Genomic DNA, 13,292 nt, shown 5'->3' on the forward strand with positions numbered 1-13,292 from the left:
CCGCTCCTACGAAGAGCGCACTGGCTCCACCCACCGCTACAACACGATCCGCGCCCCATCCTCGCGCGCCGAACGCTGGATGGCATCGACGATGCGCATGTCGCGCAGGCCTTCTTCGCCGGGCACGCGCAGCGGCGTGCCCTGCAGGATCGCCAGCGCGTCCTCGTCCATCTGCAGCGCCTGCTGGTGGTGCACCCGCGCGTCGAACAGGCGTCCATCGCTGGCCCGGCCGCGCACGCCGTCGTAGGCCTGGAACGGCGCCAGTTCGTACCAGCCGTTCGCGCACTCGGCGCGCAGCAGGTTCATGGTGCGGCCGAAGCTGGCCGCGCAACTGGCGGTCACCCCGTGCGGGAACTCCAGGGTGAAGTGCATGTGCTCGTCGACCTCGTCGAACAACGCCGGCCGATCGGTGGAACGCCGCGCGCTGACCGCCAGCGGCTCGGCGCCGGTCGTGTAGCGCGCCGCGTTGAGCGGATACACGCCCATGTCGTACATCGCACCGCCGCCGTACTGCGCGCGCAACCGCCACGGCCGCTGCGCCGGGTCGGTGTCGCCGTAGCCGGCATAGCCCGCCTCGGCGCGCACGCTGCGCATCGCCCCGAACGGGCGTTCGCCGGTCAGGGCGATAAGGCGCCGGGTGTTGGGCTCGTGCTGCATGCGGTAGCCGATGCTCAGCCGCACCTTGTTGCGCGCGCAGGCCTCGATCATCGCCTGCGCCTGCGCGGCGTGCAGCGCCATCGGCTTCTCGCACCACACGTGCTTGCCGGCGGCCGCGGCGCGGATGCTCAGCGGCGCATGCAGATGGGTGGGCGTGACCACGTAGACCACGTCGATGTCCGGGTTGTCGGCGATGCGTTCCAGGTCGTCGTAGCTGTAGACATTGCGATCCGGGATGCGATAGCGCGCCTGCCACTGCGGAATCTTCTGCGGCGAGCCGGTGACGATGCCGGCCAGGCGGCAGTGCCTGGTCAGGGTGAGCCCTGGAGCCAGGCGGCTGCTGGCGTACTCGCCTAGCCCGACCAGGGCCACGCCCAGCGGCTTGCGCCGACGCGCCGGCGTGGCCGCCCATGCGGACGCTCCGAGCATGCCGGCGGCGGTGGCGGAGAGGCCGGCCAGCAACAGGCGGCGGCGATTCGGCGAGGACGGCTCCATGCGCAACTCCGACCGGAAGGATGCTCCACCCTAACCGCTCGTGCGGCATCGGCACTGTGAGCGCTATCGCGCGATGCGCCGGGGCCTCTGGCACACTGCCGCCTCCCCCGCCGTCCGGACACCCGATGCGCTGCCGCCCACTGCTTGCCGCCCTCGCCCTGCTGCTGGCTGCCCCGGCCGGGGCGCAGGACCCCCTGTTCCACGCCCGCGACCTGGTCGGCGACGGCGTATTCACCGACAAGATCGAAGGACCTGCGACCGGCCCCGATGGTGCGCTGTACGTGGTCAACTTCGCCCACGACGGCAGCATCGGCCGGGTCCAGCGCGATGCCGACGGCCGCGGGCAGGCCACTCTGTTCGTCGATCTTCCTGAGGGCAGCATCGGCAACGGCATCCGCTTCGACCGCCGCGGGCGCATGTACGTGGCCGACTACGGCAAGCACCGCATCCTGCGCATCGCCCTGCCGAGCAAGCGCATCGAGGTCTATGCCACGCTGCCGGGCGCGTTCCAGCCCAACGACATCGCGATGGCGCCCGACGGCACCCTGTACGCCAGCGACCCGGACTGGAAGCACGACGGCGGCCAGCTGTGGCGCATCGACCGCGACCGCAGCGCGCACCTGATCGAGACCGGCATGGGCACCACCAACGGCATCGAGGTCAGCCCCGAAGGCAAGCGCCTGTATGTCAACGAGAGCGTGCAGCGGCGGATCTGGGTCTACGACCGTGCGGCCGACGGCAGCGTGTCGAACAAGCGGCTGTTCGCCAGCTTCGCCGACGCCGGCCTGGACGGCATGCGCTGCGACGTCGACGGCAACCTGTACGTGGCCCGCTACGACGCCGGCAAGGTGATCGTGCTGGCGCCCGACGGCACGCTGCTGCACGAGGTCGCGACCAAGGGCCGCAAGCCCACCAACCTGGCCTTCGGCGGCGCCGACGGGCGCGATGTCGACGTGACCCTGCAGGACCGTGGCGCGATCGAGACCTTCCGCAGCGACCGCCCCGGGCGCGAGCACGGACGTTGATGGGATGCGTATCGCAGCGGTGTCTCAGCCCGCGCAATGGCTGCCTGGCATCCTGGCTGTACTGACTGGAGGGCCGCGCACATGCAGCCGATCGAACTGAACAACCCGGCCGGCTTCGCCGACGAATTCCTGCGCCTAACCCTGTTGCAGGGCTTCCAGTCGCTGACCAAGCGCGACCTGGAACTGCTGATCTTCGTGTTGCTGGAACGCGACGGCGCGATCTCGCGCAGCGATTCCAACAACGCGGTGGCGATGCGCCTGCGAGTGACCCCGGCCAAGGTCAAGGGCCTGCGCCGCGACGGCTATGCGCGCTGGCGCGCGCTGGTGCCCGAGGACAACGAGGCGGCGCTGCAGCGCATCGTCGCCACCGTGCTCACAGAGGACAACCTGCGCGCCGGGGCCAAGCACGTCAGCGAGCGCAGCAAGAAGGACGGCTTCCTGGCGATCCGCATCGAGCACCCCGACGACCAGCAGCGCTTCGAACAGGCCATCGTCGATGTCGGCGCCATGCCCGTGTACGAGCGCAATCGCGACGTGATGGCGGTGCGCTTCGACACGCTGCTGAAGATCGCCGAGCGCTGGGGCTACCTGCAGCCGGAGCCGGAAAAGGTGACGCAGGAACTGCAGAAGCTGGCGCCCACTGCCGAAGAGGTGGCCGACCTGTTGAAGAAGGACGTGAGCAAGCTACGCTGGGAGGACGTGCGCCGCGCCCTCAACAGCCTCGGCGCCAAGGCCATCGCCAGCACCGCCGAGGGCGGGCTGAAGGGCCTGTTGAAGCTCGCGTTTCCGTTCATCCCCGGCTGAGCCGGGGCCACCATCCATCGCCATACCGGAGTTCGTCGTGTCCATGTCCTGCCGTTCCCTCGTCCTGCTTTGCTGCCTGTGCGCCTGTGCCGCGCCGGCCGCGGCGCAGAATCTCAACAGCGCCTCCAGCGCCACCACAGAACCGCTGCGGGATGCGCCGGTCAACGTGCGCGCGCAGCCGCTCAGCAACGGTGTGGTCACCCACCAGGTGCAGTTGCCGGCCACGCCTGGCGAAGCGCAGGTGACCGTGCGCAGCATCCAGCCGGACCGCGTCGCCGGCAGCTACCGCATCGACTTCGAGGCGTTGGACACCGACCACGACGGCTACATCAGCCGCAGCGAAGCGCAGGCCAATCCGTCGCTGGCCGACGAGTTCGACGCGCTCGACACCACCCACAGCGGCCGCCTCAGCCGCGCGCAGCTCGCCGGCTGGCTGTAACCGCAGCGACATGCGTCCCGGCGCCGCCATGAAGGACGCCGGGACCCATTCGATCGCAGTCCAGGACACATTGGAAACGCTTGCTAAACGGCGCCGGCGCACACCTGCGAACGCCCGATTTTTTTAGCGTCGATTAATTCGGCCAGGCCTATGTTTTTGACTCCTTCCCAGCAACAGGAGTCGTGCCATGAACCGCATCGTTCCTCGTCTCGTCCCGTTCGCGTTCGCGCTGCTTGCCGCGCCGGCGCTGGCCATGGCGCAGTCGGCGCCGGACGAAGTGACCCTGCACCAGAACGGCCAGATCATCAATGTCACCTCGGTCGAACCGAACTCGATCGTCGGCGACTACCACATCGATTTCGCCAAGCTCGACCGCAACCATGACGGCTACATCAGCCGCGCCGAAGCCAAGGCCGACCCGACGCTGTACGCCGAGTTCGATGCCGTCGACGTGCATCACCACGGCCGCCTGAGCAAGGCCGACCTGGAAGGCTGGATGTCGACGTGACGCGACTTGCGCGTCGACCGATTCGCGTCCTTCCCACCACACGCGCCGCCTGCGGCCTCCCCGCCGCATGCGGCGCGATTTTTTTCTGAAGCGGCAACACCGCAGACACCCGTCACGCGAAGGCCGGAGCATCATGCGCTCGCTTCATCGCAGCTGCCGCCGCATCGATCGCCGCGCCGCGCGCGTCATCCAACGCCCTCCATCTCGCCTCGCCGCGCTGACGAGCGCTACAGCATGCCTTCCTGCAGCGGCGCATCCTGCGTTCCGCCCCAGGGATCGTCCAGCAGATAACGCGCCGCCACCGGCTGCGTCGCCGGCACCAGGGTGAGCCGGTAATACACCTCGTCCTCGCCTTCGCAGACTTCGTAGTACAGCGCGTAGTCGCCAGGCTGCAGCGCCAGCGTCACATCGAAGGCCTCAGCGGCGGACGCCACCTGCACCCGCGCGTCCGGATCCACCCGGAACGGCACCTGCATGCGCCGCTGCGCACGCGGATCGGGGGCGAACGCCTCGGCCAGCACCAGGTGCACTTGCGCGCCGAACGCGTCCTCGGGCAACGGATCGAACACCACGTAGTCGCGATGCAGGATCGCGCCCTGCTCCAGGTTGCGCGGCCCCCAGCGGCAGGCGGCCTCGTCGAAGGCGCGGGCGCGCAGTTGCAGCTGGCTGTGGGAAATCAGCAGATCCACGGTCTGCGCCCGGGTCGCGTCTTGCATCGTCGTCCTCCATGGCAGGGACGCGGCCTGCGTGCTGCGCTTCGCGCCCTACCCTCACCCCAACCCCTCTCCCGAGGGGGAGAGGGGCTCAAGCAAACCAGCCGACGCTGGCGCTTCCTTCTCCCTCCGGGAGAAGGTGCCCCGAAGGGGCGGATGAGGGTACGGGCGCCGCTCGGCGCGCGTGGTCGAATCTGCGGCCGCCGCGTCCGGCCGCAGCGTGCGGTCACACGCCGGAAGCGCGCTTCCAGAAACCATGCATCAACAAGGGCAGCTTGCCGGCCAGGCCCAGCAGCGGGCCGCGCAGCAGGGTCAGGTGCAGCTCATCGTTGGAGAACAGCCGGTTGATCGCATCGAAGCCGTAGGCGGCCACGGTGTTGTCGCTGCGGCGACCACGCGCCCAGCGCGCCAACCGCTGCGGCGCCGCCCAGTCGACCCGCTGCGCCTGCGCCTGCCGCACCAGCGTCGCCAGCGCGGCGACGTCGCGCAGGCCCAGGTTGACGCCCTGCCCGGCCAGCGGATGCACCACGTGCGCGGCGTCGCCCAGCACCAGCAGGCGGCCGCGCTGGTAGGCCTCCACCAGTTGCCGGCGCAGCGGGAACGCCAGCCGCGGCGACAGCGCGCGCACCGCGCCCAAGCGGGCGCCGAAGGCCTGGGTCAGTTCGGCGCCGAAGGCCGCATCGTCCAGCGCCAGCACCCGCGCCGCCTCGGCCTCGGGCAATGTCCACACGATCGAGCTGCGGCCGTCTGCGAACGGCAGGAACGCCAGCGGCCCGCCCGGCAGGAAGCGCTGCCAGGCAGTGTCCTGGTGCGGTTGCTCGGTCTGTACGAAGGCGACCACGCCGCGCTGGCCGTAGTCGTGCGCCGGCGCGTCCAGCCCGGCCAGCCCGCGCAGGGTGGAATCGGCACCGTCGGCGGCGATCGCCAGGCGCGCGTCCAGGCGGCTGCCATCGTCCAGGCGCAGGCGCGCGCGCTCGGCCGACGGCTCCAGCGCCTCCACCCGTGCCGGGCAATGCACCTGCACGCCGGCAGCCGGCAGCGCCGCCCACAGCTGTTCGACCAGCAGGTTGTGTTCGACGATCCAGCCGAGTTGGTCGCGACCCAGGGTGTCGGCGTCGAAGGCCAGTTCGCCACCGCCGCCGGCATCCCACACGCGCATGCGCCGGTACGCGCTGGCGCGTTGCGCCAGCACCTGCGGCCAAACGCCCAGGCCCTGCAGCAGCGCCGCGTTGTCCGGGGCGAAGGCGTAGACCCGCAGGTCCGGCGTGTCCGCCGACCAGCGTGGCGGTTCGCGGCCCTCGACCAGCGCCACCGCCAGGCCTTCGCCGGCCAGGGCCAGCGCGCAGGCCGCGCCGACCACGCCGCCGCCGACCACCACCACATCCAGCACGCCGCGCCGGCTCATGCGCGCGTCTCCCGGCACAGCTGCGGCACATCGCCGCGGAAGCCCATCGCGCCGCCGACCAGGAACGACTGCAGCGGCGCGGCCTGCGCCGCCGCCAGCAGGCCCAGGCTGCGCAACGGGCGCAGCAGCGGGGTGGGATTGGCGGTCAGCCGCGCCAGCCCGCCGGAGAATGCCACCGTGCGCTGGCGATCCTGTTCGCGGCGCTGCGCGTACTGCTGCAGCAGCGCCGGCGCGCCCGGGTCAGTGCCGTCGCGCTCGATCAGTTCTGCCAGGGTCAGCGCATCGCGCAGGCCCAGGTTGAAGCCCTGCGCGCCCAGCGGGTGCAAGGTTTGCGCGGCATTGCCCAGCAGCACCGCGCGCGCGTCGGTCAGCCGCTCGGCCAGCACCTGCACGATCGGGTAGGCACTGCGCTCGCCACTGCCGAGCAGGCGGCCGACGCGCCAGCCCAGCGCATCCTGCAGCCGCTGCAACCAGGCGCCCTCGTCCAGCGCGGCCACCGCATCGGCGTCCTCGGCGGCGACCGCGTGGATCGCGCCGTAATGGCGGTCGCCGCGCGGCAGCAGCGCGGTCGGGCCATCGTCGCGGAAGCGCTCGTAGGCGGTGCCGTCGGGCTGGCGGCTGCCGCGCACCCGCGCCACGAACAGGGTCTGCTGGAAATCATGGCGCGCCGCGGCGATGCCCAAGGCCTCGCGCACCGCGCTGGCGCTGCCGTCGGCGCCGACCAGCAGCCGCGTGTGCAGGACCTGCTCGCTGCCGTCGCGCGCGATGCGCAGGCGGCGCTCGCCCTCCTCGGTGTCGGCCTCCAGCGTCACGAACTGCGCCGGGCGATAGCGGGTCAGCCGCGTGGTCGCCGCCAGGCTGGCCTCCAGCGCCTCGCCGAAGTCGCGCGCGACCACCACCTGACCGAAGGCCTCGCGCCCGTAGTCGGCCGCCTCCAGCCGGACCCGGCCGAAATCGCCGGCGCGGCTGACGTGGATGCGGCGGATCGGGCCGGTCGGCGCGCGCAGCCGCTGCATCACCCCCAGCGCGCCCAGCGCGTTGACCGTGGCGGCGGCGAAGCTGAGGTTGCGCTGGTCGAACACCGGCGGCAACGCGCCCGGCGGTGCGGCCTCGACCAGGCCCACGTCCACCCCCAGCCGGTCCAGGGCGATAGCCAGGCTGGCGCCGACCAGGCCGCCGCCGACGATCACTACGTCATGTCGTTTGCTCATCCGGCCATGATACGACCCGCACCCGTCTGCCCGGTGAGCGCCACCGCCCAGCTTGCGTGCCGTGGCGGCAGCGGTGCACGGCGCTCGCGCACGCCGCGCTTCCAGTAGAATCCGGGGTCTTACGTGCCCCGGTGCCCGCCGCCATGACGCCTTCCGCCCACCGCCTCCCCGCCCTGCTGCTGTTGACCGCGCTGCTGGCCGCAACCCGCATCAACCACTTCGGGGCGATCCCGGACGCGTCGTGGGCGGTGTTCTTCGTCGGCGGTTTCTACCTGCGCAACTGGACCCGCTGGGCGTTCCCGCTGCTGATGGCGCTGGCGGTGCTGGTCGACTACCTGGTCATCCGCAGCCAGGGCCTGGATTTCTGGCAGCACTACTGCGTGTCGCCGGCCTACTGGTGCCTGATCCCGGCCTACTTCTTGCTGTGGGCCGGCGGCGCCTGGCTGGCGCAGCGCTACCGCGGCGCCGACTGGCGCGCCCTGGGCCTGGCCGCAAGCAGCCTGCTGGTGGCGGTGGCGTTGTGCCACCTGCTGGCGCAGGGCAGCTTCTACTGGGTCAGCCGCAGCGTGCCGAACCCGACCCTGGCCGGCTGGTGGCAGAACTACAGCGACTGGCTGCTGCCCTACCTGGGCAGCGCCGGCCTGTACGTGGCGCTGGCCGCGGCGATCCAGGTCGGCCTCGAGCAACTGGCGCGGCTGGGCCAGCGCGGCCAGCCGGTCGGTCACTGACCGGGATGGGCAACCGCCTCTCCAAGATCTATACCCGCACCGGCGACGACGGCAGCACCGGCCTGGGCGACGGCAACCGGGTCGGCAAGGACTCGGCGCGGGTCGCCGCCTACGGCACCGTGGACGAGGCCAACTCGGCGATCGGCGTGGTCCTGGCCTGCCCGCTGGCCGAGGACGTACGGCAATTGCTGACCGCGATCCAGCACCAGCTGTTCGACCTCGGCGGGGAGCTGTGCATCCCCGGCCACGCCGCGATCCATGCCGCCGACATCGACGCGCTGGAACGGCACCTGGACCGCTACAACGACACCCTGCCGCCACTGCAGGACTTCATCCTGCCTGCCGGCGGCGAGGCGGCGGCCCGATGCCACCTGGCCCGCACCATCGTGCGCCGCGCCGAGCGCGAGACGGTGGCGCTGTCGCGGCAGGACGCGGTGCGCCCGGAAGCGGTGCGCTACCTCAACCGCCTGTCCGACCTGCTGTTCGTGCTGGCGCGGGTGCTGGCGCGGGCCGACGGCCACGGCGAAGTGCTGTGGCGCCACGACCGGCGCCAGGCCTGAGCGACGCCCGGGCCGCGGCCGCGCATGCTGATCTACAGCCATCCTGCGTGCCTGGGTCACGCGCCCGGCCCGGAACACCCGGAACGTCCGCAGCGCCTGGAGGCGGTGACCACCGCGCTGCGCGAGGCCTTTCCTGCGCTGGAATGGCGCGAGGCGCCGCTGGCCAAGCTCGGCGACCTGGCCCGGGTCCATGAGCGCGACCTGATCGACCGCGTCCTGGCCGACCTCGACGGCCCGCAGATGCTCGACGTGGACACGGTACTCTCGCCCGGCTCGCGCGCCGCCGCCCTGCGTGCCGCCGGCGCCGGCGTGGCCGCAGTGGACGCGGTCATGCACGGCGTCAGCGACACCGCGTTCTGTGCGGTGCGCCCGCCCGGCCACCACGCCACCGCCGACACCGCGATGGGCTTCTGCCTGTTCAACAACGTCGCCGTGGCCGCCGCCCATGCCCGCGACGCGCATGGCCTGGAGCGGATCGCCATCGTCGATTTCGACGTGCATCACGGCAACGGCACCCAGGCGATCTTCGAGCGCGAGCCCCGCGTGCAGTACCTCAGCACCCACCAGTCCGGGCTGTTCCCGCACACCGGCGGAGTCCACGACCGCGGCGTCGGCAACCTGCACAACGCGCTGCTGCCGCCGGGCAGCGGCGGCTTCCGCTTCCGCAACACCTGGGCCGACCAACTGCTGCCGCTGCTGGACGCGTTCAAGCCGCAGTTGCTGCTGATCTCGGCCGGCTTCGACGCGCACATGCGCGATCCGCTGGCCGACCTGATGCTGGACACCGAGGACTTCGCCTGGATCACCGCCGAGCTGCGCGCGGTGGCACAGCGGCATGCGCGCGGCCGGGTGGTGTCCCTGCTGGAAGGCGGCTACGACCTGCAGGCCCTGCGCGAAGGCAGCGTCGCCCACGTCGACGCGCTGCGCTGAGCGTCCCGCCGGCCCGATGAACCCCGTCCCCCGCGCCGGGGACGCCTTCATTGCCCCTATGCACAGGATGGGGCAAGCTAGCGACCGTTTTCGCCCGATACCTGACGCGCGTGCGCCGAACCCTTCGCCTGCTCCCTCTTCCGTTCAGTATCGCCCTGTGCCTGCCGGCAGTGGCGGCTGAGAAGCCGCCGAACTGGGGCCTGTGCCCGACCCCGGACGTGCTGCCCAAGTTCGACGACGCGCAGCAGCCGGATCCCAAGCTCGCGCAGAACCGCGACCAGCAGCCGACCAATATCGAAGGCGACCAGCTGTCGGGCACCACCACCATCCCCAACTACACCGGCAACGTCGCGCTCAAGCGCGGCGACCAGTTCATGGGCACGGACAGCCTGCGGGTGGACACCGAGACCGGCAACTACATCGCCGAGGGCCACGTGCGCTACCAGGATTCGTCGATCCGCATGATCGCCGACCGCGCCGAGGGCAATCAGGACACCGATACCCACAAGATCACCAACATCCGCTACCAGCTGCTGGCCCGCCGCGGCAACGGCAAGGCCGACTCGGTCGACCTGCAGGGCGCGCTGGGGCAGATGCACCGCTCCACCTACACCACCTGCGACCCCTCGCAGCGGGTGTGGGAACTGCATGCGCCGGAAATCGACGTCGACAACGACGAGGGCTTCGGCACCGCACGCAACGCGATCCTGAAGGTCTACAACGTCCCGATCCTGTACGCGCCCTGGTTCAAGTTCCCGATCGACGATCGCCGCAGCAGCGGCTTCCTGTTCCCGGCGATCGGCATGTCCAGCCGCAACGGCTTCGACTACACCCAGCCGTACTACCTGAATCTGGCACCGAACTACGACGCCACCCTGTATCCGCGCTTCATGGCCCGCCGCGGCCTGATGCTGGGCAGCGAATTCCGCTATCTCTACGACGGCGGCAAGGGCGAACTGCAGGCCGCCTACCTGCCCGACGACAAGCTGCGCGACAAGGATCGCGGCCGCTTCGGTTACCAGGGCTACCACAACATCAATTCGCAGTGGCAGGCGCGCGCCTCGCTGGCCTGGGTCAGCGACGAGCGCTACACGGAGGATTTTTCCAACCGCCTGCTCGGCAATGCGGTGTCCAACATTCAGAGCCAGATCGGCGTCTACGGCACCGGCGACACCTGGACCGCGGGCGTGATGGCCGACCGTTGGCAACTGACCGACTACACCCTGACCGAGGACTCGCTGCCGTACAACCGCCAGCCGCGCGCCTTCTTCAACTGGGACCAGTCGTTCGGCAACTACTTCGAAGCCGGCCTGTACAGCGAGGCGGTGCGGTTCGTGCACGACGACATCCATGCCAAGGACGCGCTGTACGAGCGCACCGGCGTGGTCACGCCGCGCCCCGGCGGCAGCCGACTGGACCTCAAGCCCTACATCTCGATGCCGCTGGCCGGCGCCGCCTGGTTCCTCAAGCCGACCCTGGCCTGGCGCTACACCGCCTATCAACTCGACAAGGATCTGGCGGCCACGCTGGGCGGCGATACCACGCCCTCGCGTAGCCTGCCGATCGCAACCGTCGACGCGGGCGTGTACTTCGACCGCGATACCAAGATCGGCAACACCAACTATCTACAGACCCTGGAACCGCGGCTGTTCTACCTGTACACCCCGTACCGCGACCAGAACGACCTGCCGATCTTCGATACCCGCGAGTTCACCTTCAGCTGGGGCCAGTTGTTCCGCGATTCGCGCTACACCGGTGCCGACCGCCAGAACGACGCCAACCAGCTGACCATGGCCCTGAGCTCGCGCCTGCTGCGCCAGGACGACGGCAAGGAAAAGCTGTCGGTCAGCCTCGGCCAGATCCTGTACTTCAGCGATTCGCGGGTCAGCCTGCCCAACAGCGACACCACGATCGAGCAGGGCAAGTCGGCCTGGGTGGCCGATGCCAACTACATGATCAACGACCGCTGGAATCTGGGCGCCACCTACCAGTGGGATCCCAAGTACCGGCGCAAGGACCTGGCCAGCTTCCGCGCGCGCTATCTGATGCCAGGCGACGGCATCGTCAACATCGCCTACCGCTATCGCCGCGACCTGCTGGAGCAGGCCGATGTGTCGTTCCTGTACCCGATCAACCCGACCTGGAGCGTGGTGGGCCGGCATTACTACTCGCTGATGGACAAGAAGCCGCTGGAAAGCATCCTTGGCGTGCAGTGGGACAGCTGCTGCCTGGCGGTGCGGGCGCTGGCGCGGCGCTACGTGCGCAACCGCACCGGCGCGCTGGATACCGCGTTCCAGGTCGAGTTCGTGCTCAAGGGCCTGTCGTCCCTGGGCCAGGACACGGACCGCGTTCTGCGCCGTGCTATTCTCGGCTACAACCGCGACGACCTGTACTTGGTCCCGCCCAGCAACACCACGACCGATCCGGACGCTTACGATCCGAACCAGATTCCATGACCAAGACCCTTTCTGTATTTCTCGCCGCCCTGATGGCGGTCGCCGGCGTGTCCGCTCCGGCCGCCGCGCAACAAACCCAACCGCTGGACCGCATCGCCGCGGTGGTCGACGAGGATGTCGTGCTGCAGAGCGAACTGGATCGTGCCGTGCGCAACGTGAAGGCGCAGTATGCCGGCCGCGAGGCGCAGCTGCCGCCGGATAACGTGCTGCAGCGGCAGGTGCTGGAACGCCTGGTCCTGGTCAAGCTGCAGGTCGCGCGCGCCAACAGCACCGGCATCCGCGTCGGCGACGACGAACTGAACCGCGCCATCGCCAGCATCGCCCAGCAGAACGGCACCGACGTGGACGGCCTGCGCAAGAAGCTGGCCGCCGACGGCATGTCCTACACCGACTTCCGCAACTCGGTGCGCGACGAAATCACCGTGCAGCGCCTGCGCCAGAGCTTCGCGCAGAGCCGCATCAACGTCAGCGAGGCCGAAGTCGACGCAGCGCTGGCGCAGCAGGCCACCACCGGTGCGCAGTACCACCTGGCGCACATCCTGGTCGGCCTGCCGGAAGGCGCCACCGCCGAGCAGATCAAGACCGCCCAGGGCAAGATCGACGGGGTCAAGAACCTGATCGACAAGGGCGAGATCGACTTCAACGCCGCCGCGGTGCGCTACTCCGACAGCCCCAATGCGCTGGAAGGCGGCGACCTGGGCTGGCGCAGCCTGGACGAAATCCCCAATGCGTTCGCGCAGCTGATCCGCGACATGAAGCCGGGCCAGGTGGTCGGCCCGCTCCGTGGCCCCAGCGGCTTCCAGCTGCTGAAGCTGGTCGAAGTGCGCGACGCCTCGGCCAATCCGGAAAAGAAGACCGTCACCGAGTACCACGCCCGCCACATCCTGATCCGGGTCAACGATGCGCAGCCCGATGCGGCCGCCAAGGCCAAGATCGAGACCCTGCGTGCGCGCATCGCCGGCGGCGCCGACTTCCAGGCCGTGGCCAAGGAAGCGTCGGAAGACACCAACAGCCGCAGCCAGGGCGGCGACCTGGGCTGGTTCCCGGCCGACGCGTTCGGCCCGGACTTCGGCCAGCACGTGGCGAGCCTGCAGGATGGCCAGGTGTCGCAGCCGTTCCGCACCGAGGCCGGCTGGCACATCGTGCAGCGGGTCGGCGAGCGTCAGACCGACGTGACCAGCGATACCCAGCGCGCCCAGGTCCGCGAGACCATCGGCCGCCGCAAGCTGGAAGAGGAATACAACCGCTTCCTGCAGGAAATGCGCGGCGAAGCCTATGTCGACCTGCGCGTGGGCAACACCGACGCCGCCACTGCGCCGGCGGCCACGCCCGCGCCGGCGCCCGCCGCCAAGCCCTGACCC

At 70.3% G+C, this 13,292-nt stretch carries 13 protein-coding genes; 9 read left to right on the plus strand and 4 right to left on the minus strand.

Annotated features, from left to right (window positions below; all coding sequences use genetic code 11):
* Positions 1-36: 36 nt before the first annotated feature.
* On the minus strand, positions 37-1,086 hold the full coding sequence (locus AC1PK7_RS17380; protein ID WP_481100920.1) for a Gfo/Idh/MocA family protein: 1,050 nt from the start codon (positions 1,084-1,086) through the stop codon (positions 37-39).
* Positions 1,087-1,277: 191 nt separating this feature from the next.
* Between AC1PK7_RS17380 and AC1PK7_RS17385 the strand changes: the two genes are divergently transcribed.
* From AC1PK7_RS17385 to AC1PK7_RS17400, 4 genes are all read left to right on the plus strand, one after another.
* On the plus strand, positions 1,278-2,177 hold the full coding sequence (locus AC1PK7_RS17385) for an SMP-30/gluconolactonase/LRE family protein (RefSeq protein WP_481098948.1): 900 nt from the start codon (positions 1,278-1,280) through the stop codon (positions 2,175-2,177).
* A gap of 81 nt (positions 2,178-2,258) precedes the next feature.
* Positions 2,259-2,981 carry a hypothetical protein gene (locus AC1PK7_RS17390; protein WP_481098949.1) on the plus strand — a complete coding sequence of 241 codons (723 nt, stop codon included), beginning with the start codon at positions 2,259-2,261 and terminating at the stop codon, positions 2,979-2,981.
* 43 nt (positions 2,982-3,024) lie between these two features.
* Positions 3,025-3,420, plus strand: a complete 396-nt coding sequence (locus tag AC1PK7_RS17395; protein ID WP_481098950.1) for an EF-hand domain-containing protein — start codon at positions 3,025-3,027, stop codon at positions 3,418-3,420.
* A gap of 187 nt (positions 3,421-3,607) precedes the next feature.
* Positions 3,608-3,928: an EF-hand domain-containing protein gene (locus AC1PK7_RS17400; RefSeq protein WP_010340011.1), complete on the plus strand. Its 321-nt coding sequence runs from the start codon at positions 3,608-3,610 to the stop codon at positions 3,926-3,928.
* A 227-nt stretch (positions 3,929-4,155) separates the two neighbouring features.
* Here the strand turns inward: AC1PK7_RS17400 and comJ are convergent, their stop codons facing one another.
* From comJ to ubiH, 3 genes are all read right to left on the minus strand, one after another.
* Complete coding sequence (gene comJ, locus AC1PK7_RS17405) at positions 4,156-4,644, minus strand: competence protein ComJ (protein ID WP_481098951.1); 489 nt, start codon at positions 4,642-4,644, stop codon at positions 4,156-4,158.
* A 223-nt stretch (positions 4,645-4,867) separates the two neighbouring features.
* Positions 4,868-6,046: a UbiH/UbiF family hydroxylase gene (locus tag AC1PK7_RS17410; protein WP_481098952.1), complete on the minus strand. Its 1,179-nt coding sequence runs from the start codon at positions 6,044-6,046 to the stop codon at positions 4,868-4,870.
* A complete protein-coding gene (gene ubiH, locus AC1PK7_RS17415) occupies positions 6,043-7,257 on the minus strand; it encodes a 2-octaprenyl-6-methoxyphenyl hydroxylase (RefSeq protein WP_420007835.1) in 1,215 nt (404 codons plus the stop codon). Before ubiH ends, AC1PK7_RS17410 begins: the two co-directional genes overlap by 4 nt.
* 143 nt (positions 7,258-7,400) lie before the next feature.
* Between ubiH and AC1PK7_RS17420 the strand changes: the two genes are divergently transcribed.
* The 5 genes from AC1PK7_RS17420 to AC1PK7_RS17440 all read left to right on the plus strand — a co-directional run bounded on the left by AC1PK7_RS17420 (position 7,401) and on the right by AC1PK7_RS17440 (position 13,289).
* Positions 7,401-7,985, plus strand: a complete 585-nt coding sequence (locus AC1PK7_RS17420; RefSeq protein WP_481098953.1) for a hypothetical protein — start codon at positions 7,401-7,403, stop codon at positions 7,983-7,985.
* 5 nt (positions 7,986-7,990) lie between these two features.
* Positions 7,991-8,545, plus strand: coding sequence for a cob(I)yrinic acid a,c-diamide adenosyltransferase (locus AC1PK7_RS17425; protein WP_010340006.1), 555 nt, complete (start codon positions 7,991-7,993; stop codon positions 8,543-8,545).
* Between the two features lie 24 nt (positions 8,546-8,569).
* Positions 8,570-9,475, plus strand: a complete 906-nt coding sequence (locus AC1PK7_RS17430; RefSeq protein ID WP_481098954.1) for a histone deacetylase family protein — start codon at positions 8,570-8,572, stop codon at positions 9,473-9,475.
* A gap of 110 nt (positions 9,476-9,585) precedes the next feature.
* Positions 9,586-11,931, plus strand: coding sequence for an LPS-assembly protein LptD (gene lptD, locus AC1PK7_RS17435; protein WP_481098955.1), 2,346 nt, complete (start codon positions 9,586-9,588; stop codon positions 11,929-11,931).
* Positions 11,928-13,289 (plus strand): peptidylprolyl isomerase, encoded by a 1,362-nt coding sequence (locus AC1PK7_RS17440; RefSeq protein WP_371183335.1) that lies wholly within the window; start codon positions 11,928-11,930, stop codon positions 13,287-13,289. The genes lptD and AC1PK7_RS17440 overlap by 4 nt, the downstream gene beginning before the upstream one ends.
* Positions 13,290-13,292: the final 3 nt, after the last annotated feature.

This window comes from Xanthomonas sp. NCPPB 3174 (assembly GCF_056725205.1).